This window comes from Microbulbifer sp. ABM4_008, assembly GCF_056311705.1.
In genome coordinates this window covers 3056297-3078254 of the sequence record NZ_CM149970.1, presented here as the reverse complement: position 1 = coordinate 3078254, position 21958 = coordinate 3056297, and the positions used below count along the sequence as shown (strand labels likewise).

The 21958-nt window shown below is 48.2% G+C and carries 20 protein-coding genes; 14 read left to right on the top strand and 6 right to left on the bottom strand.

The window, feature by feature from the left end:
* Nucleotides 1-203 precede the first annotated feature (203 nt).
* The 4 genes from ACYX4J_RS13135 (at nucleotide 204) to ACYX4J_RS13120 (ending at nucleotide 7115) form a co-directional block, all read left to right on the top strand.
* Nucleotides 204-719, top strand: a complete 516-nt coding sequence (locus tag ACYX4J_RS13135; RefSeq protein WP_476176790.1) for a sigma-70 family RNA polymerase sigma factor — start codon at nucleotides 204-206, stop codon at nucleotides 717-719.
* Between the two features lie 29 nt (nucleotides 720-748).
* Entirely contained in the window at nucleotides 749-1735 is a 987-nt protein-coding gene (locus ACYX4J_RS13130) for a FecR domain-containing protein (RefSeq protein WP_476176789.1), read from the top strand.
* Between the two features lie 217 nt (nucleotides 1736-1952).
* A complete protein-coding gene (locus ACYX4J_RS13125; protein WP_444916139.1) occupies nucleotides 1953-4670 on the top strand; it encodes a TonB-dependent receptor in 2718 nt (905 codons plus the stop codon).
* An 18-nt stretch (nucleotides 4671-4688) separates the two neighbouring features.
* Complete coding sequence (locus ACYX4J_RS13120; protein WP_476176788.1) at nucleotides 4689-7115, top strand: PKD domain-containing protein; 2427 nt, start codon at nucleotides 4689-4691, stop codon at nucleotides 7113-7115.
* 114 nt (nucleotides 7116-7229) lie between these two features.
* Here ACYX4J_RS13120 and ACYX4J_RS13115 read toward each other — a convergent pair whose 3' ends face one another.
* From ACYX4J_RS13115 to ACYX4J_RS13100, 4 genes are all read right to left on the bottom strand, one after another.
* Nucleotides 7230-8711 (bottom strand): ricin-type beta-trefoil lectin domain protein, encoded by a 1482-nt coding sequence (locus tag ACYX4J_RS13115; RefSeq protein ID WP_476176787.1) that lies wholly within the window; start codon nucleotides 8709-8711, stop codon nucleotides 7230-7232.
* 301 nt (nucleotides 8712-9012) lie between these two features.
* Nucleotides 9013-9294: a 2TM domain-containing protein gene (locus ACYX4J_RS13110; protein ID WP_444912688.1), complete on the bottom strand. Its 282-nt coding sequence runs from the start codon at nucleotides 9292-9294 to the stop codon at nucleotides 9013-9015.
* A gap of 165 nt (nucleotides 9295-9459) precedes the next feature.
* The gene (gene maiA / locus ACYX4J_RS13105; RefSeq protein ID WP_444927426.1) at nucleotides 9460-10089 is read right to left on the bottom strand and encodes a maleylacetoacetate isomerase; all 630 of its coding nucleotides are present in this window, start codon (nucleotides 10087-10089) and stop codon (nucleotides 9460-9462) included.
* 76 nt (nucleotides 10090-10165) lie between these two features.
* The gene (locus tag ACYX4J_RS13100) at nucleotides 10166-11296 is read right to left on the bottom strand and encodes a homogentisate 1,2-dioxygenase (RefSeq protein ID WP_476176786.1); all 1131 of its coding nucleotides are present in this window, start codon (nucleotides 11294-11296) and stop codon (nucleotides 10166-10168) included.
* Nucleotides 11297-11569: 273 nt separating this feature from the next.
* Here ACYX4J_RS13100 and ACYX4J_RS13095 point away from each other — a divergent pair, with 273 nt between their 5' ends.
* The 7 genes from ACYX4J_RS13095 to ACYX4J_RS13065 all read left to right on the top strand — a co-directional run bounded on the left by ACYX4J_RS13095 (nucleotide 11570) and on the right by ACYX4J_RS13065 (nucleotide 17536).
* Nucleotides 11570-12070: a MarR family winged helix-turn-helix transcriptional regulator gene (locus tag ACYX4J_RS13095; RefSeq protein ID WP_282933355.1), complete on the top strand. Its 501-nt coding sequence runs from the start codon at nucleotides 11570-11572 to the stop codon at nucleotides 12068-12070.
* 26 nt (nucleotides 12071-12096) lie between these two features.
* Nucleotides 12097-13287, top strand: coding sequence for an amino acid aminotransferase (locus tag ACYX4J_RS13090; protein WP_413665239.1), 1191 nt, complete (start codon nucleotides 12097-12099; stop codon nucleotides 13285-13287).
* A 69-nt stretch (nucleotides 13288-13356) separates the two neighbouring features.
* Entirely contained in the window at nucleotides 13357-14748 is a 1392-nt protein-coding gene (locus ACYX4J_RS13085; protein ID WP_444896762.1) for a class II 3-deoxy-7-phosphoheptulonate synthase, read from the top strand.
* Between the two features lie 334 nt (nucleotides 14749-15082).
* Nucleotides 15083-15307: a hypothetical protein gene (locus ACYX4J_RS13080; RefSeq protein WP_476176785.1), complete on the top strand. Its 225-nt coding sequence runs from the start codon at nucleotides 15083-15085 to the stop codon at nucleotides 15305-15307.
* A 38-nt stretch (nucleotides 15308-15345) separates the two neighbouring features.
* Entirely contained in the window at nucleotides 15346-15588 is a 243-nt protein-coding gene (locus tag ACYX4J_RS13075) for a hypothetical protein (protein WP_476176784.1), read from the top strand.
* 329 nt (nucleotides 15589-15917) lie between these two features.
* The gene (locus ACYX4J_RS13070; RefSeq protein ID WP_445364683.1) at nucleotides 15918-16625 is read left to right on the top strand and encodes a hypothetical protein; all 708 of its coding nucleotides are present in this window, start codon (nucleotides 15918-15920) and stop codon (nucleotides 16623-16625) included.
* 95 nt (nucleotides 16626-16720) lie between these two features.
* Nucleotides 16721-17536: a DUF817 domain-containing protein gene (locus tag ACYX4J_RS13065; RefSeq protein ID WP_476176783.1), complete on the top strand. Its 816-nt coding sequence runs from the start codon at nucleotides 16721-16723 to the stop codon at nucleotides 17534-17536.
* Nucleotides 17537-17564: 28 nt separating this feature from the next.
* Here the strand turns inward: ACYX4J_RS13065 and ACYX4J_RS13060 are convergent, their stop codons facing one another.
* Nucleotides 17565-18635 carry an alkene reductase gene (locus ACYX4J_RS13060; RefSeq protein ID WP_413665246.1) on the bottom strand — a complete coding sequence of 357 codons (1071 nt, stop codon included), beginning with the start codon at nucleotides 18633-18635 and terminating at the stop codon, nucleotides 17565-17567.
* Between the two features lie 95 nt (nucleotides 18636-18730).
* Between ACYX4J_RS13060 and ACYX4J_RS13055 the strand changes: the two genes are divergently transcribed.
* The 3 genes from ACYX4J_RS13055 to ACYX4J_RS13045 all read left to right on the top strand — a co-directional run bounded on the left by ACYX4J_RS13055 (nucleotide 18731) and on the right by ACYX4J_RS13045 (nucleotide 20617).
* The gene (locus ACYX4J_RS13055) at nucleotides 18731-19702 is read left to right on the top strand and encodes a LysR family transcriptional regulator (RefSeq protein ID WP_445359922.1); all 972 of its coding nucleotides are present in this window, start codon (nucleotides 18731-18733) and stop codon (nucleotides 19700-19702) included.
* Nucleotides 19703-19850: 148 nt separating this feature from the next.
* Nucleotides 19851-20219 (top strand): VOC family protein, encoded by a 369-nt coding sequence (locus ACYX4J_RS13050; RefSeq protein ID WP_444905699.1) that lies wholly within the window; start codon nucleotides 19851-19853, stop codon nucleotides 20217-20219.
* An 11-nt stretch (nucleotides 20220-20230) separates the two neighbouring features.
* The gene (locus tag ACYX4J_RS13045) at nucleotides 20231-20617 is read left to right on the top strand and encodes a RidA family protein (RefSeq protein ID WP_476176782.1); all 387 of its coding nucleotides are present in this window, start codon (nucleotides 20231-20233) and stop codon (nucleotides 20615-20617) included.
* 109 nt (nucleotides 20618-20726) lie between these two features.
* Here ACYX4J_RS13045 and ACYX4J_RS13040 read toward each other — a convergent pair whose 3' ends face one another.
* Nucleotides 20727-21683 (bottom strand): right-handed parallel beta-helix repeat-containing protein, encoded by a 957-nt coding sequence (locus tag ACYX4J_RS13040; RefSeq protein WP_444905697.1) that lies wholly within the window; start codon nucleotides 21681-21683, stop codon nucleotides 20727-20729.
* Nucleotides 21684-21958 lie beyond the last annotated feature (275 nt).

The window sequence follows — 21958 nt, the reverse complement described above, 5'->3', positions numbered from 1 at the left end:
CAATAACCGCCCGGTTATTCCGGTGGCTTTGTAATGGGTGACGGACCAAATTCAAATTAACCCATCCCGTTGATCAATATTTTTTGAAAAATTCACCGGGTTATTCCAAATTGATATAACATTCTCAGCTCAGCTACTTTAAATGAGAATAGATATCATTTACAGTCCCCGCCCTCAAAAGGTTACAGCGCAAGGTCTGAGTTTTGGCCCCGGAAACCCCTTCAACCCCAGGATTTGATGAGCTTTACCAAGAGCACCACGAGTGGCTTGTCCGTTGGATAGCGCGCCGAACTTCCGGTGTTGATAATGCCCAGGATTTAGCTCAGGACACTTTTATTCGTCTGCTGGATAGGCCGAGCCTGCCTGCGGGAATTCGAAGTCCGAGGGCCTGGTTAATCAAAGTGGCCGGGAACCTGCTGATCGACCAAGCCCGTCGCCAAGTGCTGGAGAAAAATTATTTGGCGCTGCTGGAAAATTTGCCGGAACCGGAATGTCCTTCCCCAGAAGATAAGTGGGAGCTATTGGGGCTTTTGGAGCAAATCGATCAATTGCTCAGTGGTCTGCGCCCGATAGAGAAAACGGTATTTCTAATGGCGAGACTAGACGGCTTAACATACCGCCAGGTGGCTGAGCAGCAGGGGCTGAGCCTTTCCTCAGTAGAGAAATATATCGCAAAAGCCATGCTCAAGTGCTATGCCGCCGCGTACGATAACGAATAATTTTCTATGGACTTGGAACTTGCTTGCTGATGTCAAACGCCCCAGAAAAAAATAGAGAAAAAATTCCTGAAGCAGTACTGTTGCAAGCCGTTAGCTGGCGCGTTCGCCTGGGTTCCGGTGAGGCGCTTGACTCAGAGCGCGATGCTTGCAGTCAATGGCGTTCGGCGGACCCTCTGCATGAACTGGCGTGGCAGCGTTTTGAGCGGATGGAGTCACCTCTAGATACGGTGGCTCGCCGAGCGCCGCGTTTGGCCCATTCCACCCTCAATCAAACCGATGCAGAAATTCGCCGTTTAAATCGCAGGGCTGCTCTTAAAACCATGGGCGGTGGTGTCCTTGGGGCTTTTGCCGTTGGCGTGGTGGGATATGACACCGGTTTGCTGAAGTATATGTCTGCCGATTATTCCTCTGGTTCTAAGCCGGCCCAATATACTCTGGATGATAAGAGCCAAGTCTGGCTAAACACCGGTAGTGCCATTGAATGGGAGTCGGGCACAGCAATCCGTTCCCTTGTTCTGACTAAAGGTGAAATGCACTTGACCAGTGCCGCTGACCCGAGGCCAATGCAGGTATCGGTGCCTCAGGGGCAGCTGATTTCCCGTGACTCGCGCTTTTTTGTCCGCAATGGCGATGACCACACGATTTTGCAGGTTGTGGAAGGTGGGGTGCAGGTTCAGCCGAGCGCGGATATAGAGCCCTTTGCAGTTAAAGCGGGTGAGGCTTATCGCCTTACTGGAGCCGGTTCGCTCGCTCTGGACAGCAAGATGTTTGATTACAGCGGATGGATTGACGGGGTGCTTTCAGCTCGGAGCATGCCATTAGGGGCACTGCTTGAAGAGTTGTCTCGCTATCGTGTTGGTTTTTTACGCTGTGATCCGGCATTAAGAGATCACCAGGTTTCCGGGGTTTTCCAGCTTCACGATATCGACACCATCCTAAAAATATTGGCGCGTTCGGCGGGAGCTGAACTGAGCTATACCACGCGCTGGTGGGCAACGATTCAATTGCCGGGCTGACGGTTTTTTCGGAACGGGCAACCTTTAATTCCTGCTCTTATTGCCAGATGACCACAATAAAGTTATCAGAAGGTGTCATTTTTTATTTTTGATGACGCTTTTGATTGCTAGTTTTCCCTCCGAAGCAAAAAAAACAAAATAATTCTCATTTAGATTACGGGTTTTTGATTTTCGTTCGGCTTCCTAGTTATACACCTGAGAATAGGAAGCCGCTTAAATGCAGTCCCGCGCCCCAAAACATATTTTGCCCACCTTGTTGGCACTGTTGTTGGCCGTAGTTCCCGTATCGAGTTTTGCGCAAGCCCAGCAGGGCAACACAGCGTTGATCGAATTCAGTTTGCCTGCGGGCAATCTGGGAGATGTGCTCAACCTCTACTCGCGTCAGGCTGGGGTAACGCTCTCTTTCGACGAGAACCTGGTGGAAACTATTTCTGTTCCAGCACTATTTGGCAGCTATCGTGCAGAAGAAGCTCTGTTGAGCTTGTTGCGCGGTACCAACCTGCAAGCGGTTCCCGTTGGTAGTGGTGCCTGGCTGATCCAGTCCGCTGGCGAGCAGGATCTGATGGTGCTGGACAGCATTCAGGTTGAGACTCGTGATGGCGGTGAGAAAGACCAAGCATTTCGCGAATCCGCCTCTGTAAATATCCTCACCCAGGAAAATATTGAGCGCTTTCGCGGTACCAGTGTTGGCGATATTTTCCAGGGCACTCCCGGTGTACTTATCAGTGAAAACCGCAATTCCGGTGGTCTGGATGTCAATATTCGCGGTATGCAAGGGCAGGGCAGGGTTCCTGTCTTAATCGATGGCAGTCGTCAGGAAACAACGATTTATCGCGGTTATGCCGGGGTTTCCAGTCGCAGTTATATTGACCCAGATCTGATTGGGTCCGTGCGTATTGATAAAGGCCCCGTAATGGGTGCCGAGGGCACTGGCGCTACCGGTGGCATTGTCAGTGTAAATACCCTGCGAGCAGAAGATGTCGTAAAACCCGGCGAATTGTCGGGTTTCCGTGTTCGTGTCAGTGGTATCGGAAACAATAGCGAGGCTCCAGAGGCTGGTACTTACGCTGGTTACCACTTGCCGCGCCCTGTTTATCGCTCCGATTGCCGTTTTGCAAGTGATTGCACCGCTGACTATACAATGCCGGACAGCTTTGCGCCGGACCATGGAATGGATAGGCCCAGCCTGTTGGATTTTGAGGGTTACGCGGCGAGCTTTGCGGGCGCCCAGCGTTTTGAGTGGGGTGATCTGGTATTGGCTCACGCCCAGCGCGAACAGGGAAATTACTATGCGGGTACTGATGGCCCCGCGCCGGAAGTGGTTATTGGTGAGCCTCAAGAAATGGCTTGGTATACCGAGACTAAGGTTGAACTGGAGAGTGAACTGGGAGAAAGCATCCCTTACCGCGCCGGGGAGCGGATTCCGAATACTAGTTTTTCTAGCGATTCCTGGTTGTTAAAAAGCAGTCTCCATTTGCCAAAAGACCAAAGTCTTGAGCTGGGCTATATCCGCTATAACAGTATCTTTGGTGAGATGATGCCCTCGCAAGTTCTTTCAAATTTCGGTCAGGCGCGCGAGTGGCTCGATAGTGAAGTGCTTAACCAAACCTACACTGCACGCTATCGTTGGCAGCCGGTGGAATATGATTGGGCCGACTTGCGTGTCAATTTTTGGCACACCGATGCGGTCACTGATCTGAACACACCGAATATATTCTCTATCGAGCTGGAGGATAATATTGCGCGAAACGACGACTATCAGCGCTTTGGCCTTGATATCACCAATAGTATGCGCTTCTACCCCATGGGTGAATTGCGCTGGGATTATGGTGTTTCTGCACAGTGGGAAGACTTGGATAGCGATACCCAGACCGCTGAAGGTATTTATGCGGGTTCCCGCAGTGGTGGGCGCGATGAGTACAGCTTGTTCACCGGTATTGAATGGCAACCGTGGCCGGAGTGGACGCTGGAGTCTGGAGTTCGTTATACCCATTTCTCTTCAAAAGACAATAATCCCCTCCCGTTGAGCATTGATTCCGATTTTTGTGTAGATAATGGGGAAGGGGGCTGTGAGGACGTTTACTACAGCAATAGTCGCTCCGGTACTGCACCTATTGTGGTTTTGACATGGGAGCCGATCAAGGGTTTGCAATTCTATGCCCGCCATGCGCAGGCTTTGCGTATGCCGAGCCTGTTTGAAGGTACCACTGGTTTCTCATCGAGCCCCGCACTGGATATCACCCTTAAGCCTGAGCATGCAAAAAATAATGAGGTTGGGATTAATTATCTTAACGGCCAGTTATTTGAAACTCATCATCAACTCCGAGCGAAAGTTGCTTACTTCGAAAACCATGTTGACGATTATTTGACTCGCACCGGGGTCAACGCCGATGAAGAAAAGCAAGGTAGCGGTATCTCCGATTTATTCCGTATGCGAAATATCGATAGCCTCGACCTTGAAGGTTTTGAGTTCAACCTTGGATACGATGCCCTCTGGTGGTTAGTTGAGCTGAGTGCTACCAAATACAGCCACATTGAAGTCTGTGATGTTGCCAGCTATGTGCGTACTTACTGCACGGATTGGGGTATAGAAAACAGTTATTTCAATAATATGGTCCCACCTAACTGGCATGCCAGTGCGCATATTGGCTTGCGTTTATTCCAGGAAAAATTGGAATTCGGGCTGCGCGGTACTTTTATGGGGGAGCGAAACCCTGTTCCTTATTACGGCGATCAAGCTGGATTTACTGAGCCGGTGCTGTGGCAGAGCTACGAACTGTTAGATTTTTATACCAGCTTCCAATTTAACGATAGTTTTTCGGTGGATTTCACCGTCGACAACGTAACCGATCAATATTACATCGATGCTTTGAGTCTTGGCTTGGTGCCTGCACCGGGACGTACGGCAAGACTCAGTCTCACTTATCAATATTAAACATTTGGAGTTCCACAGATGAAAAGAGCAGCAGCCCTTATCGGCATGCTATGTTTGTCTCTCGTGCTGGCCGCCTGTGGTGGCGGTGGTTCGGGCGACGGCTCAAATAATAAACCTACCGCCAGTATCAGTTTGTTGTCCCCTGTAGACACAACTTTCTCCTTGGCTGGCGGTGATGTCACTGTTCAATTGAGCGGTACTGACAGTAGCAGCTCGCGAGATGCAAGCCTGACTTATCGTTGGGAGCTGATTGAGTGGCCTGAGCTTAGCCTGGTAGAGTTGGCCAGTGCTGAGGATGCCTACACAGAGTTTACAGCTGATCTTCCAGGCGACTATGTTGTGAGCCTGATCGTGGATGACGGTACTGAAACCAGTGAAGCATCCCGTATAACGTTGACTGCAACCAGCCCGAATCCAGTGGCAATTACTGAGCCGGTGCACAGTGTTATCCTGGGTACTCAGACCCTGGGCCTTGATGGCAGCTTGAGTACTCCGCCAACGGGTGAGACTGGAGATCTGGAATATTTATGGGCCCTGGTTGAAAAGCCTCTCGACAGTGCTGCGTACCTGACTAACAGTGACTCTAGCCAAGCTACATTGCACTTGGATATCGAAGGTGACTACGAGCTTGAATTAGTTGTTACTTATAATGGAGTTGCCAGTGAACCTGCGGAAGTTCTGGTAACAGTTTCCGCCGGTGATGCTCCACCTGTTGCCGTAACAGAAGACCAGACGATTACTCTTGGAGAAGAAGTTGTACTGGATGCGAGCGAGAGTTATGACCCTGAAGGTAACTCTCTGCAATACCGCTGGAAGTGGGCTTATAGTCCAGTGGAAACTGATGGTGTTCCGGTTCCCGAGTTAGAGGGAGAGACAACCTCTACCGTTAAATTTACTCCCATTGCGGCAGATACTTACAATTTAATTTTGTTTGTTTTTGATGGCGCAAGAAAGAGTGAGGAGCGTGAAGTTACTATCGTAGTTGAAGCCGATTCCGAAGCGGAAGTCAATGATGCTCCAATTGGTGAAATCGAAGCGACTGGTTACTACCCGTCCTACAGTATTGGTGAGCAAGAGCTGGGGCTTCGCGCTGAATTTAATTTTGTTGGCTATGACCCTGAGGGTGATGCTCTGCAAATTATTGAAGCGGAGCTAATTGAAAAACCTGAAGGTAGTGTTGCCGAACTGGTTGATATTGGTTCTTGGAAACCGCTGGGTAAGAAAATCCAAGAGCTGGATGTGGTAGGTACCTATCGCGTAAGTATGACCGTATCTGACGGAACCAACCAGATAGACCTAGAAGCCACTATGGAAGCCAAGATTGGCAAGGTAAATGGTTATCCTTCTACCCGTAGTGTCGAAGCTCAGTCCAAGTCTGTGCTCGTTGGCGATGCTTTGGTGTTTGATGCCTCCAGTAGCGACCCTAATAATGATGAAATGACCTTCCACTGGGAGCTGGTTGACCGGCCCGATGGGAGTGATGCAGTGATTGAACCGGTTACCGAACCGGAGAGTGGGGAGCTTCGCCGTGCTCAGGTAGTTACCGATGTACCGGGTTCCTATACCGCTCGCCTGATCGTCAGTGATGATCGTGGTCTATATGCCAAAACCTACTCTGAAGACGATGGTCTTGCCAAAGTTTCCAACACGGCACCAGAAATCCGTTCTGTAGTTTGGGCGCGCAACTGGGGTAGCTTATCCACTGGTGAAGATTATTACCAAATCCTGCCCTGTATGTCCCTGCTGCATCGCCCTGTGGTGGTAGATGCCGACGGTGATGAAGTATTCACTTATGAAGAGCTGATCAGCGCGCCGGAAGGTGGTGAATTTACCAGCTATCCAGATAGTGAAGATTGTGAAAATACAACTGGTACCGTATTTTCGAAAGCGGGCACCTACGTATTCCGCTACTACGCTACAGATTTGATTGATGATGCGCCGGAATACGATTTTGTTGTAGAAGTTGAGCCCATGAGCGAAGCCAAGGGTGTGCGTCTGCGTAATATCAACTCCTGGGAAGAGAGCCTTTGGCTGCCCATGCCGTACGAAAATATTCCAAGCTACGGTACCCCGTCAGATTTACGGTGGGATACATCCCCTACCGAAGATGAATACCTACAATGGTCTCTGACTGCAGTTGATGCCGATTACACCATTGAGAATGTACAGGTGAAGCATATCAATGGCGATTTGGCTAGCCTTACACCATGGTTCGAGGGTGTTGCAGAGGGACAGGTTATTAGCGAGGGAGAGTCTCTGGACTTCAAGACATGGGTACCCTCTGTTCCCTGTATGCGCACAGATGAAAAAATAGAAGGCTTCCATTTCTCATTTAATATTAAAGAAATCCCGGAGTTGACCTTCACCTACGAAACCTGGGTAGCCATAGATGATGGTATCTTTAGCGAGGGCTGGAGACAGTGTGAAGCAGGGGAGTTAAATTAATCTTTCAGAGCTTACTTCTGCAATAACACATATTATTGCTGAGGTTCTATAACATTGTGACCTCTTTGAGAAAGGGCGCCTAATAGGGCGCCCTTTTTTAATCGTAATCAAACCTTAAAAGCTATTTTGTGCCCAATCATTGACTGCTTCTAAAACGAACTGTTGGCTTTTGTCATTCTTATCACACTTGTAAACCTGAAGACGCTCACCCTCTTCGGTTGAGCTACCCGGTGCGTCTATACAGTAGGTCCAGTTCTTATCGCGATTTTGGATGACCCCACTTTCCTGGATTTGCCATTTTTCCGAATTGCCGCCGTCACAATCCCACAGGTGCATTTTATCGCCGTTATCAGCAGAGCCAGTGTTGAAGTCAACACAGTATTTATTATTACCCTTGGGACGGAGTTGGCCTTCAGCAGTATAAACAAACTGCTGTTCATTGCTGGAGCCACAGTTATTCATATTTAGGTTTGAGCCATTGCTATAGCCCTGGGAGACGGTCATGCACAAGTCAGCATTTGAGGCAGAACGGATTCTCAAATAGCCAGGAAGACTTCTCCTTACTCCGACAAAAGGAATTGCCGTGCCAGTATAATTGGGGGTGGTTGCGACTGTATCAGGATCCATCCCGATTGCAGTGGCACCATGTGCGATTGCTGTAAATATGTAGCCATAGTCGGTATTGCTAAAATCGCCAGAACTATCCCATAGGTGCATCAGCTGTTTGGTTTCAGCGGCTGCGTTGGCTGTTATCTGGTAATGATCGCCAGCCTGGACATTGCCGCAAAATATTCTTTGCGAACTACTGCTGTCTATTGAATCAATGGAGCCGGTAAATTCTTCTGGATCTGCGGTATCTATATCAGGACATAAAAATGCGCTCATCTCGTAGGAGTCTAATGCGGATTCCATTCGATTATTGACGTTGCCTGATTGTCCTCCGGTAAAAATAACGATTACTTTTTTGCCGTTATTTAATAAGTTGCCAACGCTAGGCCATCCCGTACTTTTAAGCGTGGTACGGTAATTTTCTGAGGAAGAAATTTGTTGTAAATATGTAAGCATATCCTGGTAGCTGTACTGGAGGTTGCCCAGCTCTTGTTGGATATACTGGTCAAGCAAATAAATTTCATCTGCATACCAGGCGTTAAACCAATCTAAATTGGTTTTCATATCGATATACAGCATTATTGGCGCTTCAATAGTGTTAACGGAGAGCCAGGATTTGATATCGTCCAGACAGTGTTCCAGACGATCATCGTCTCCGTTGCTATTGCACATGTGATTACCGATGTCGTTTTGTCCATGGGCAACATAGGGCCCATGGCTGCTACCTTGCCAGGCACCGTGATCTACGACATCGATTTCCAGTGATCGAAAGCCTTTGTCGAGCCAGTCAGTCAGTGTTTCACCGTTTTCTAGCCGCTCATAGCTGTTATGGGGCTGTAAGTAATAAAGCTCATCAATACGATGCTCACTGGTGGCCGCTTCTGCTTGGTAATCGGGCCAGTGAAAAGTCTCAGCTTTACTGATGCTGGGTATAGATATCCAAAGTGATAGACATAGAGCGCCTGTAGAGACTTTGAGGAAGGACATTGGGGTTCCTGTTATCATTTTAATAATATATTTATTATTTGTTATATAAGAAGTGTGTTAATACTTTGTTACCAGAGCTCGATAATTTAAGCCTGTTAATTAACTGTTTTTTTGTCAAACGGCTTGGAGTATATAGATTTTTGTTTAGATTACAGGTAATTGTTCGTGTTCGTAAGTAGGGAAGTGTTTGGAGTTTTTGCGTTGACAGTGAGGGGCAAGGAGAAGAGTACTTTGGGAAAGTACTCTAACATCTAAAGCATATGCTTGTATTTGGCGATGGTCCATCGCACACGATTTATTGCTATTTACGCCCCATTCTCTTATCTATCTGCTTTCTCTCCCAATCTTCACCAAAGAAATTAAATAAATTGAAGGTGCTAATTGCATGGGAGGCGAGCCCTATACCCCAGCCAAATGCCGCCCAGAGTGACCATAAGTATCCGGGGGCGAGTATTAAGTTGGCAATTACTAGTCCCGAGATAACTAATAAATAGGTGATTAGGTGTTGGTAAAAGCTCTTCAGCTTCTTGACATGCTCAATGACTTCTTTTTCTTTGGGGGAGATCTGGTCTTGGGAGTTCATATTGATGACCTCGGCTGATTAGCTACAGCAGTGGGGAATATTATTATTCGAGTTATTTTCAAGTTTGAATAGAGATATTAACCACAGGCAATGAAATGTGGCAAGTAGTGAAATTTTCAAGTGTATGAAGGATGCCCGATGAGACCGGGCATCCATAAAAGGGTACTACACAATACAGTCTGGTTGCTCTGAAGGGTGGGCTTTAATAAAGGCCGGCAGTTCATTGCAAGCGTCTGTGATTTTCTGGATTTTGGGGTACTGGGTCATATCCAGGCCAAAGCGTTCCGCACTGTATACTTGCGGGAGTAAGCAACACTCGAACAACCCTGGATTGTCTCCAGCGGCGAAAGGCGAGGGTCTTAATTGCTTCTCCAGCGCGGAGAAGCCCAGGTGTATCCAGTGCTGAATCCATTGAATTTTTTGCTCATCACTGACTTTGAGTTCAGCCTGGAGGTACTGCAGAACCCTGAGGTTCTGTATAGGTTGAATATCGCTGGCAATACTTTGCGCGAGCGCGCGGATATGTGCGCGGGCTTCTGGGGCTTTTGGAAGTAGCGCTGGTTCTGGATGGGTTTCATCCAGCCATTCCAAAATGGCGAGGGATTGGGTGAGACTGGTTTCGCCATCATTCAGGGTTGGCAGTAGCCCGTGTGGATTCAGCGTGCGGTAGTCGTCTCCGTGCTGATCTCCCTTGAGCAAGTTTACCGGGTGATACTCGTATTCCAGGCCTTTCAAGTTGAGCCCGATACGCACTCGGTAGCTGGCGGATGAGCGAAAGTATCCGTAAAGGTCCATTCTCTTTCCTTTTCTTTGTTTTGGCGTTTGGCTGTTTGAATGTCAGCCTTTTTGGTGTTGTCTGGATGCGCTGTATTCACTTTGGCTTCCAGGAGTTTACATAATCTGTTAGCTCCACGGCATGGGCATCCGGGAGAATATCCCAGGAGGTGCGGCTGTCGATCATTACAGCAACTTCATCGGTTTCCTTGCGCGCATGCCGGGCCCCGGTAGCAAATGCCTTGGGGTGGGGGCCGTGGGTAAATCCCATGGGGTGGAGGGTAAGCATCCCCGGATGAATATTGTCGCGGCTAAAGAAGTCACCACGGTGATAGAAGATGAGTTCATCAAAGTCATCATTGTTGTGAAAGAAGGGGACTTTGAGTGCGCCAGGGTCACTCTCAATCGGGCGAGGTACAAAAGTCGCTACAACAAAACCTTGTGCGACAAAGGTGGTATGAGCCGAAGGGGGTAGGTGGTAGCGGTGGCTCATCAGCGGGCGTATATCGCGCCAGTTGATGCGAACGGCCAGGTTGTCCCCAGTCCAACCACAGGCGTCCAGTGGGTTGAAGGGATAGGTAATGGTCGACAGCTGTTGCCGGGCCTTAACCACAACCCGCCACTCATCATCGCCCTGTTGATCGAGAAAGGCTTTATTTATACGAGGCACATCCAGCATCGCCTGGTCAAAAATTGCATTGGGGCCAAGGATGCCTTTTTCGGGGAGCTGAAAATGGCTGCCTATCGCCTCCACCATCAATAGTTCCAGTGGCTCATCCTCTGTCGGCGTCAGGCGCCATAAGGTGCCGCGGGGCAGCAGGATATAGTCTCCATCGCGAATAGAGAGATGGCCGAAATCACAGAACAAGTCGCCGCTCCCATTGTGTATAAACAGGAGTTGGTCGCCGTCAGCGTTGCGCACCAGATGATCCATAGGCTTCCGGCAGGTCCAGAGGGCGACCTGGCTATCCTGGTTTCGCAGGATCGGCTTTTGATCCCAGGGGCTTGTTCCCTTGTGCTTCATTTGCGTGGCATCAAAAGCGTGGGGACGCAGTGGACCTTCGAACTGGCTCCAGCCGGTGGGGGGATGGCGGTGATAGAAGTGGGTGCAGGGCCCAAAAAAACCCTCTTTGCCCATTTCCCTTTCAAAGCTGTTAGGTGGGAAATCTGCATGGGCTTGGCGGCTTGTATTTCCTTCCGTTCGCGGAAAGCTGATCCACTGTTTCATGGCGTGGCCTCGCTTCTGTGCGGATGGTTCGAAGGTGTGGCGAAAAATTGAGCATCTCAGCGCCACTTACACGCAAATTTCTTGCGCCATAGACCCAATTAGTTCGCAAATATGGCGCAAAAAAACCTATACTGTCCGGCCATTTTTTCGTATGGCCCGGTAACTTTTCCAGAAAGTATTTGTGCCGATAGTGGTTACAATTGAAACCAATGTTAGTTAAATTGAGTATCAGGTACAACCGGGACACCCGAGCAGGCAGGTTTGAGGGCAGCTATGACAATCGAACAAAACACGCGACCCACCGTTGTTGAGAACGACGAGCTGCGCCTCGAAAAGTTCTTACCCTACCGCCTCTCGGTACTTTCCAACCGAGTGAGTAATGCTATTGCGCAAGCTTATGGTGCGCGCTTCCACCTCACCATTCCCGCTTGGCGGGTGATGGCAATTCTGGGCCGTTTTCCCGATTTATCTGCCGCCGAGCTGGTTGAGCAGACGGCGATGGACAAGGTGGCAATCAGTCGGGCCGTCTCTTCCCTGTTAAAGAATGACTACATTACACGCAGTGAAGATCCTGGTGACCGGCGCCGGCAAGTGCTGAACCTGTCGGAGCTGGGGCGTGATATTTATGCTCGCATAGTGCCGCTGGCCCATCAGTACGAGAATGACTTGATGGCATCCCTATCCACTGAGGAGCGGGAACAACTGGATAGCATTATTGATAAGTTAATGGTGCGCGCGAAGGAATGGTCTGAGCGCGGCCTCGTTGATGAATAAATGAGATAACTAAGAGGAGTTTTCAGATGTTTGAGCATTTAAACAGCCTTCCGCCAGATCCGATTTTGGGCCTTTTGGCCAGCTACCGCGCGGATGAAAACCCCAGCAAAATTGATCTCGGTGTGGGCGTCTACAAAGATGAGGCAGGCCATACCGCTGTCTTGCAAGCCGTTAAGGAAGCCGAAACCCGCTTATTACAGGGTGAGGAAACCAAGGCCTATATCGGCCCGGCCGGAACTCCAGGTTTCAACACCGCCATGCAGGAGCTGGTACTGGGTGCCGGGCACCCCGCGTTGGTGGGCGGTCGCGTTCGCTCAGCTCAAACTCCCGGTGGATGTGGTGCTTTAAGAGTTCTGGCGGAATTGATTAATCGCGCCAAAGCTGGGGCAACCGTGTGGGTGAGTGACCCCACTTGGGCTAACCATGTGCCGCTTCTGGGTAATGCGGGCTTGCAAATCAAGAGCTACCCCTACTATGACCGCGCTACCAGCAGTTTGCAGTTCGACAAAATGGTCGAGACTCTGAAGGATGTGGGTGAGGGCGATGTTGTTCTTTTCCACGCCTGCTGTCATAACCCCTGTGGCGCGGACCTGTCCCGTGAGCAGTGGAAAGTGTTGGCAGAAATGGCGCAAAAGCAGGGCTTCACGCCGTTTATCGATATGGCCTATCAGGGCTTTGGCGAGAGCCTGGAAGATGATGCCTACGGCCTGCGCTTGATGGCTGAATCTGTTCCAGAAATGCTGGTCGCGGCTTCCTGCTCGAAAAATTTTGGCCTCTATCGCGAACGTGTCGGCCTGGCTATGGTGATTTATGCGAATGGTGAAGCCGCCGATAAAGGCCATAGCCAGTTGCTGAGCGCTATTCGTGGCAACTATTCCATGCCACCTTCCCACGGTGCTGCCATTGTAGAATCTATTCTTACTGATGCGGGACTGAAAGCGAACTGGGAAGCTGAGCTGACCGAAATGCGCGAGCGTATTAACGGTTTGCGCGCTGGATTGGTAGAAGGGCTCGCCGCAGCGGGTGCTGCCGGTGAGTTTGGCTTTATCCGCCAGCAGAAAGGGATGTTCTCATTCCTGGGTATCAATCCCGAACAGGTACAACAGCTGCAAAAGGACTATTCCATTTATATGGTGGACTCGAGTCGCATCAGTATTGCCGGCCTGAGTTCCAATAATATGGAATACTTCTGTAAGGCTGTTGCCAGCGTGCTGTAAATTCGGCACATTTGGGGGTGAGCAATATGCTCACCCTTAAGATTTATCCTTTAGAAGTAAGAGTGAAAGATGGAAGTTGAGCTAGGAGTCCCAGTGCCCGAATCCCCCACCCAAATTTGGACCCCCCAGAGCTGGCGAAACTTCACCGCACATCAACAGCCCCAATACACGTCTGCCGAAGATGTTGCCCAGGTGGCTAAACAGCTCTCTGGTCATCCGCCCCTGGTTTTTGCGGCAGAGGCTCGCGAGCTGCGCCGTCAGCTGGCTCAGGTTGCCGAGGGGAAAGCCTTCCTTTTGCAGGGCGGCGATTGTGCTGAATCTTTTGCCGATTTTAATGCAAACCGCATTCGCGATACTTTCAAGGTATTGTTGCAGATGGCTGTCGTGCTCACCTTTGCCGGTAACCTGCCGGTGGTGAAAGTTGCGAGAATGGCCGGCCAATATGCCAAACCCCGTTCGGCGAATACCGAGACGGTGAACGGAGTAGAACTACCCAGCTACCGTGGCGATATTATCAACGGCATTGATTTTACCGCTGAAGCGCGCATACCTGACCCTCAGCGGATGGTAACTGCTTATAACCAGTCGGCAGCAACCCTGAATCTACTGCGAGCTTTCGCCCAGGGGGGATTGGCCGATCTGCATCAGGTGCACAAATGGAATCTCAGCTTCCTGAAAAATAACCCTCAGCGGGAAAAATATGCCCAGCTGGCGGAACGCCTTCAGGAAGCTTTAGAGTTTATGGCGGTATGTGGTGTTACCTCAGAGAACTCTCCCGCAATTCGTGAGACTTCACTCTACACCTCTCATGAGGCGCTATTGCTTGAATACGAGCAGGCACTGACACGAACCGATAGCCTTACTGGCAAATGGTATGACTGCTCCGCACATATGCTGTGGATTGGTGAACGCACTCGGCAATTGGATGGCGCCCATGTGGAGTTTCTCTCCGGTGTTTGCAACCCGATTGGGGTGAAAGTTGGTCCAAAGATGCAACCGGATGAGCTGCTGCGTTTGATCGATAAGCTCAATCCCGAGAACGATGCAGGTCGCCTTACACTGATTACCCGTATGGGCGCCGATACTTTGGGAGAAAAATTGCCTGCATTGGTGCGCGCCATTCAAGCGGAGGGGCGCTCGGTGGTATGGAGCACTGATCCCATGCATGGCAATACTGTTAAAGCGGGTAATGGCTATAAAACTCGCGATTTTGAAAAAATCCTGCGGGAAATTCGCGACTTTTTCTCGGTACACTGGGCCGAGGGAAGCCATCCCGGCGGTATCCATCTGGAAATGACCGGGCAGCATGTCACTGAGTGCACCGGTGGAGCTTGGAAAATTTCTGAAGCAGACCTCGCCAGTTGCTACCGCACCCAATGCGATCCGCGGCTGAATGCCGATCAGGTGTTAGAGCTGGCGTTTTGTGTTTCTGAATGGTTGCGCGCTGGTCGAATTGCTTAATTGGCTGTTCTCTTTAATTAAGAAATTCTGAATGTAAAATCTCTTATCTTGAGCCTTTGGCTCGGATAAGAGGTTTTCACTTCTCTCGACTGAAACCCCCTCTAAATCATTATTCTATATTTGTCAGCCTGTCTGTGAGGAGCTGCTCCTGTTGCAGTTAAGTCATTTAGGCTGAAAATTCTCCAGGTTTTACTTCGACTGAAAGTATTTAAGTATCAATTAAAGTCACCTTATTTATTGGATTAGGGGATGGATATCCCTTAACCGACATTGTTGATAATATTTGATAGTTTGTTCTGTCAATTTTTGTAAAAGTAAATTGTAGGGTGGGGCAATGGTGCGAACTATAGAGTTTTTGTTGGGTTTATGTCTTGTTGGCCTTGGTATTTACCGGGGGATCACTGTAGAAATCGATGTTTACGTGATAATGCTGGTCGTATTTGGTATAGGTTTGATGGCACGATGGTTCGGTTCCTCCAGTAGAGATGAGGATGATGGTTGGTTCGATAGCGATTCTGGCAGTAGTTCGAGCGGCAGTTCTTGCAGCAGCGATGACTAGTTTTTCCGTCTGACTAACTGTTATTGGAGATTGCTACATTGGCTGGTTTAATGGCTTTGATTCCTTATATTGGATTAATTGTTGCTATTTACCTGGGAATTAAGGGGCGCGAACTCGCCTGGAAAAATAAGCAATGGGAAAGCCTTGAGCATTTTAATTCTGTCCAGAAAAAGTGGTCTGTTTGGGGTGTTTGTTTGTTGATAATTCCTATTTTGGGTATTCTTGCTGCAGTCGCATTACCTGCATATATGGACTACCAGAGTGCGGTAGGGGCTCGGTAGATCGAGTTCTTTATTGACAAAGGGTTTGGCTTCCCGCCATTCCCTTTCTGGTGAATTCCCTGACTTTTCTCCTCACTAAAACTAGTATGACTATATTTTCAATATAATTGAGTCATGTTCAAATTCCGAGAAGGGCGCTACAAGCTTGTTGAAGAGTGTGGTGTTTAAGTTTTGATCGATTACGCCAGGATAGGTTTAGAAATAAGGTGTAATCGATTTCGGTCTTTAAATCTGTATCATGTACCATTTTGCGCTGGCTTGAGGCTTAAGTGACTTGTCAGCAGTGCTAGCTAACCAGCTTGACGCTGGTTGTATAGGGATAAAGCAAAATGACAGATATGGTAAAGGGACATTACTCAGTTAGTCGCAGGAAGTTTTTTGCTGCAAAAATATTGGGCGTATTGTCGGCATTAGTAGCAGTGTTATGGGCACTTACCCAGTATCTATTTCCTGAGCCCATGATTTACCTATACGGCATATGGCGCCCTGAGTATTTTGTAGCCTTTATGGCTATTGTGATTGTGTGCACTTCTCTATCTCTTTGTATTTGGAGCTACTTAAAAAATCGCTACCTATTTGGTGTGGTTGTGGTTTTGGCTTATTCGATCTCTTGTTTTTCATTTTTTATTCTGGGGAAGGAGTATCACAGTCCGGATTTTGTTGCGGGTCTTCCAAAAACGACTTCTGAAGGTGGCGCTGTTTACCTGCAAGGGGTCGAGATTCATCACAATAATTGTGTAAGGCAGGGCGGTACAGTGCAGTGCCGTATGACCGTGACTAATCGGAGAAGTCGGCAAAAAGTAAGGCTTTCCTCCTGGCGCCTGATTATGAAAGATGGCGCTGTCTTCAAGGAGTATGAGGCATTTAGGGGGGGGCAGGAAGTGAGGGGAATGGTATATCTGGAGCTTCCCCGCGGTTCTGAGGCCGAGCTGGAAATCGTGTTTTTTGAAGTCCCTGAGAACTATACTGAAATCTTGAATCTCGGCTTTAAGGCCGGGAGTAAAGAGTTTGGATTTAAAAACATAAATGTCAGATAATTTTTTCTAAAAATAGAAAGGTATTGGAATCGGTAGGCTTGAAGCCACAGAAATTTTCCACTTAGGTGTTGTTTGCAGTGTTATCAAGTGTGGATTTGAAACGATATATTCGTGAGTTCTGGTTGTTTGGCTTGAGGCAGGCTTATGCCTGTATTTTCGGTGGCTTCTTGCTGGGAATTATGATTGTCACCAACTATTGGTATCCACTGGAATCGGTTCACCGGTATGACTTTATCTTTCTGGCTGCTATAGTCTTTCAGGTCTTTCTTCTAGCTACAAAACTGGAAACATTCAGGGAGTCAATAGTTATTGTCGTATTTCATGTCGTTGCGACCGTCATGGAGATATTTAAGACATCTGACGCTATTGGCTCATGGAGTTACCCGGAAGAGTATTTCTTTGGGATTGGTAATGTGCCACTGTTTACAGGGTTCATGTATAGCGCAGTGGGCAGTTACATTGCTCGAGTGTGGCGAATTTTTGAATTTGAATATTCTCACTATCCATCGAAATTGCTGACAGTTGTTCTGGTTGTGTTTATCTATGTCAACTTCTTTACACATCACTATATCTGGGATTTCCGCTGGGCGTTACTAGCGGGAACAGTGTTATTGTTTTATCGAACCAATATTTACTTTAAGGTCGTTGAAAAGCATCGCTCTATGCCGCTTCTTTTGGGGTGGTTGCTGGTAGCACTGTTTATTTGGTTTGCTGAAAATATTGCTACTTTTGCAAATATATGGATTTACCCTAATCAATCCCATGAATGGCAAATGGTATCTCTGGCGAAGCTCAGTTCATGGTATCTACTGATGCTGCTGAGTTTTGTACTGGTCTCACTGATTAATAACGTGAAGATCCGCTCCGAGACTGCTGGTGCTCCGAGTACGGAAAGCAGGTCGCCCGCTTAAGGCGACCTAGCTGCTTGCTCCTTAAAGGTTAGGGCATTGTGGGGTAATCGGTATATCCGTTTGCGCCACCGGTATAGAAGGTGTTTGGGTCTGCTTCATTTAAGCTCGCATCGGCTTTAAAACGCTTTAGCAGGTCCGGGTTCGCCAGGAATGGAACGCCGAAGGCAACCGCATCTACTTGCTGCTGCCCAATGGCTGTATTGGCCTCATCTCGCCCGTACCCCATATTGCCAATCAGATTGCCCTGATACAGTTCCCTTGCTGGAGTCAATACATCTCCGAGTTGCTCGCCGAGGAAGTCGGCTCGCATCAAGTGCCAGTAGGCCAAATTATATTCATTCAATTTTGATGCAAACCAGCGAGTGTGTCCCTCAGGATCGCTATCGCGCATGCTGTTGAATCCGTTTAGGGGAGAAGTTCGCAATCCAACTTTGCCGGAGCCCCAAACTTCGATAACGGCTTCCAGAACTTCAAACAGCAAGCGTGCACGATTCTCTAAAGACCCACCGTACTCGTCTGTTCTAAGGTTTGAGCCATCCCGCAAAAAACTGTCCAAGAGATAGCCGTTTGCACCATGAACCTCAACTCCATCGAAGCCAGCATCTCTAGCATTGATTGCTCCCTGTTTAAAAGCCGCGATAATTCCTGGGATCTCCACAGTTTCAAGGGGTCTTGGGGTGGTGTAAGGTTTTTTTCCGTCCGGTGTGTGAACCGTATCGTCAATGGCGATTGGGCTGGCTGCAACCGGCGTTGTGCCATTATTCAAATCGGGGTGACTGGCTCGCCCACCGTGCCAAAGTTGCAGGAATATCTTGCCGCCTCTCTCGTGAACGGCGTCAGTCACTTGTCTCCAGCCTTCGATCTGTTCCTGGGAGTAGATACCTGGCTCAGAAATAAAGGCTGAAGTTCCCTCTGCCACCATAGTTGCCTCGGCAATAATCAGGCCGGCGCCAGCCCTCTGTGCATAGTACTCAGCCATCAAAGGGGTAGGTACGTGGTTTTCAGCTCTTGCGCGGGTCAGGGGGGCCATCACCGCACGGTTGGCAAGCTTCACATCACCTAATTGAATACCTGTAAACAGATCCTGTGTCGCAGTCATCTTGTGTGCCTCAATGTTGTCACGAAAAGCAGTTGTCTATCGATGGCGCACAGACTAAGCTCACAGCTTATTGGAAACAATAAGGTTTTTGGAAATTGATTGTTCGCGATTTGGAAACTATAGACTTTCGAACTTTATCGATCTTTGTGACCACTTGCAGACTGCTGAGTCTCACCCAGTGTGCCGAGGAGCTGGGGCTGCCCAAATCTACAGTGAGCAAAGCCATTTCGAAGCTGGAAGAGCAACTGCAAGCCAAGCTGCTGGAGCGCTCTACACGGAAAATTGAGATTACTGATGCGGGTAGGGTTACCCTTCGCCGGGCCTCTTTACTGGTGGAGGAGTTTAAATCCTTGCGCGAGGATGTGCGGGAGATAGAGCAGCAAGTACAGGGGTTGCTGCGTGTATCGGCCCCCCCGGCCATGGGTAGCTACCTGGCCCAGTATATTTTCCCTCCATTTCTCCAGCAGTGGCCGAAAGCCCAAATCTCGCTGGAGCTATCCAACACTTTTGATGACCTGTTTATTCAGGGTATAGACCTGGCAATTCGTGTCGGGCAGATCGCCGATGACCGTTTGGTGGCGAAAGAAATCGGGTATACGACTCAGGTTCTGGTAGCCAGTCCGGACTATTTAAGGGAGTACGGAATACCTGAGTCACCCCAGGAGCTCAGGCAGCACAATTGTATTACAGCCGGGACTGCCCCTGAGTCTGCTTTTTGGACTCTGGTATCCGAAAACAAAACGGAATCTATTGAAGTGCGAAGTAACTTCCATTGTGGCAATCCAGAAACGGCAATAAGGGCTGCTGCTGGCGGGGTGGGAATAGCTCAAATTCCGGTTAACAGCATGATCTGTGAGTTGGAGAAGCAGGAGTTAATACGAATATTTCCCGAATGGCACGCGATATTTATGCCAATTTATGTAGTCTATCGGCCCGGAGTCAATAAGCCCAAGAGAGTCTCGGCAATGTTGGAGTATTTAAATGAAATTAAAGGCCGATTTGAGTTCGGTCCTGATCACCAGCTATGCCAATATGAGACCTGCCCGTTGACTACTGGGAATTTGTAGAATTAAGGTATGGGCAATTATCTGGAGGTGCCGTTCTCACTAAATAGAGACCTGATCACGGATTGAAACCTTTGAAATACAGTAGTTGCTTTAGCGGTAAGACCATAAAATCTTAGGTTTTACTATTCCCAATAGGGTGCTTTACGACATGATTTCTCATATAACATTAGGTACAAATAACTTGCCTAGGGCGGGGCTGTTTTATTGCAAGATTTTAGCCCCTATTGCTGCGGAGGAAGTTTATCGCTCTGATACAGTTATTTTCTGGCAGTTTAAAGGCTCCTCCACAAAACTTGCTGTTACTGCTCCCTATGATAAAAAGCAGGCGAGTATTGGTAACGGTACAATGTTAGCCCTTAACGTTGGCAGTATTGATAAAGTCGACAAGATTTTTTCTCTAGCGCTTGGACTTGGAGAGACATCTGAAGGTGGTCCAGGCTATAGGAATTCGGAATCTTTTTATGGGGCCTATTTTAGGGATTTGGATGGAAATAAAATAGCCGTATTTACTCGTTAGAAGGAGTTAAAGTGAGAAAATTGATAAGCTCCGGTTCATACCTTGAGAATCCCATAGGGTTTTCAAGAGCCTGTAGGATCGGGGGGCAAATCGCTATATCGGGGACCGCTCCTATATCGGAGGGCAAAACTGCCTTTATCGGTGATGTTTATGGCCAGACCAAACTCTGCTTGGATATTGCTGCCGCTGCTCTTAAGGAGGCTGGTGGACATCTGCCTGACGTTATAAGAACCCGGATTATGTTAGTTGATATAAAGCGCTGGGAAGATGCGGCCAGGGCACATGGGGAACTATTTTCAGATATTCGCCCTGCCTGTACTTTTGTGGAGGTTAAGGGGTTTATTGACTCTAATTGGTTAGTGGAGATTGAGATGGATGCCGTTGTCTCTGAAAGTTAATTTGAAAAGGGGGTAATGCCGACCTGAAATAGTAGCATTGGCAGTAAGGGGGGGCGGGGTTATTGCCTTAGTTTAAAGGCTAATAACCCCGGCAGACGTAACTTAGGGTTTATTCAAGGCAGCTCGGCTCAGCTGATGAGAAGGTGTTGCCTGACCAAAGATTATTGTTAACGCTACAATCCTCACTCTCAAAAAGATCTTCAAGGTCGAATAAGCCGTTTCCTGTGGCAGTGTTAAAGACAATGTTATTGCCAATGGCGTTAACACCGGTAACTAATATACCGTAAGCTCCATTGTCACTACTGGTATTTTGACTGATGCCATTGTTGGATGCGGAAAATTCTAATGAAATTCCAGAAGATCCATTTTCTGTTGTTGTGTTATTTGAAACGGTGCATGAGCTTCCTTCAATTTCAATACCTGTATTGTCATTGTCTTGTACAATGTTTGAAACAAAGACAGAAAAATCTCCATCTAATTCGACCCCATCACTGTCGGACCCAGTAATAGTATTGCCGATTATTGTATTGGAAGTGCCGTCAACTTCCATACCCTCGTCACCGGATAACTCAATAATGTTTTGGGAAATAAAATTAAGGTTACCATTGATATCGATTCCATCATCTGAGTCATTCCCGTCACCAAGTGCATAATTGCCTGTGACGATATTGCTATCACTGCTTACAACAATGGCATCGTCCAGTGGAAGCAATGCATTTATGCCATATACAGTGTGCCCACCCGCCTCTAAGAGTAAAACTGCATCATTGCAACCATTTACTGTTCCGGTGGATAATTCAGCTGATGTGCCTATAAGCACGATTCCATTGCCTGCATCTGATCCTAAGCAAGTCAAGGAATGTCCATTCATATACAGACTTCCAGTTGGCCCCTGAATTGTTAAGGCAGGAGCATCCGTAAACTCACAAACTAGATCCTCGGTTAGGGTGGCGGGTTCGGTAATGACATCTCCGCAATCTACCGCATTGACCGTTAATGATAGGGAGACTCCTAAAGTAAATAGAGTCATGGAAAGGGTTTTAGGGTATTGGATAGGGTAGAACATAGGTAACTCCTTTTAACAGCTATAAGAAGTGTAGATATTAATACGGTGATATACTTTAATGAGGCAGTATTAGCTGTCTACATCTTTTATAGCGCTACGGAGTTTTTGGTGGTTTTTGGTGGTTTTTGGTGGTTTTTGGTGGTTTTTGCGTGCGCCTGGGGCCTGTGTGTAATTATCAGAAAATTATATAAAGCTCCTCATTTTTCTGGTTTACATAATCAAGACAGTAGGAGTTAGATATTGTGAATATATTGTTTTCTATGATTTGTTTGAAG

Excerpts from the sequence above, each read along its gene's own strand:
- ACYX4J_RS13130 (WP_476176789.1), top strand. The coding sequence starts at position 749 with ATGTCAAACGCCCCAGAAAAAAATAGAGAAAAAATTCCTGAAGCAGTA.
- ACYX4J_RS13125 (WP_444916139.1), top strand. The coding sequence starts at position 1,953 with ATGCAGTCCCGCGCCCCAAAACATATTTTGCCCACCTTGTTGGCACTG.
- ACYX4J_RS13120 (WP_476176788.1), top strand. The coding sequence starts at position 4,689 with ATGAAAAGAGCAGCAGCCCTTATCGGCATGCTATGTTTGTCTCTCGTG.
- ACYX4J_RS13115 (WP_476176787.1), bottom strand. The coding sequence starts at position 8,711 with ATGTCCTTCCTCAAAGTCTCTACAGGCGCTCTATGTCTATCACTTTGG.
- ACYX4J_RS13110 (WP_444912688.1), bottom strand. The coding sequence starts at position 9,294 with ATGAACTCCCAAGACCAGATCTCCCCCAAAGAAAAAGAAGTCATTGAG.
- maiA (WP_444927426.1), bottom strand. The coding sequence starts at position 10,089 with ATGGACCTTTACGGATACTTTCGCTCATCCGCCAGCTACCGAGTGCGT.
- ACYX4J_RS13100 (WP_476176786.1), bottom strand. The coding sequence starts at position 11,296 with ATGAAACAGTGGATCAGCTTTCCGCGAACGGAAGGAAATACAAGCCGC.
- ACYX4J_RS13095 (WP_282933355.1), top strand. The coding sequence starts at position 11,570 with ATGACAATCGAACAAAACACGCGACCCACCGTTGTTGAGAACGACGAG.
- ACYX4J_RS13090 (WP_413665239.1), top strand. The coding sequence starts at position 12,097 with ATGTTTGAGCATTTAAACAGCCTTCCGCCAGATCCGATTTTGGGCCTT.
- ACYX4J_RS13085 (WP_444896762.1), top strand. The coding sequence starts at position 13,357 with ATGGAAGTTGAGCTAGGAGTCCCAGTGCCCGAATCCCCCACCCAAATT.
- ACYX4J_RS13080 (WP_476176785.1), top strand. The coding sequence starts at position 15,083 with ATGGTGCGAACTATAGAGTTTTTGTTGGGTTTATGTCTTGTTGGCCTT.
- ACYX4J_RS13070 (WP_445364683.1), top strand. The coding sequence starts at position 15,918 with ATGACAGATATGGTAAAGGGACATTACTCAGTTAGTCGCAGGAAGTTT.
- ACYX4J_RS13060 (WP_413665246.1), bottom strand. The coding sequence starts at position 18,635 with ATGACTGCGACACAGGATCTGTTTACAGGTATTCAATTAGGTGATGTG.
- ACYX4J_RS13050 (WP_444905699.1), top strand. The coding sequence starts at position 19,851 with ATGATTTCTCATATAACATTAGGTACAAATAACTTGCCTAGGGCGGGG.
- ACYX4J_RS13040 (WP_444905697.1), bottom strand. The coding sequence starts at position 21,683 with ATGTTCTACCCTATCCAATACCCTAAAACCCTTTCCATGACTCTATTT.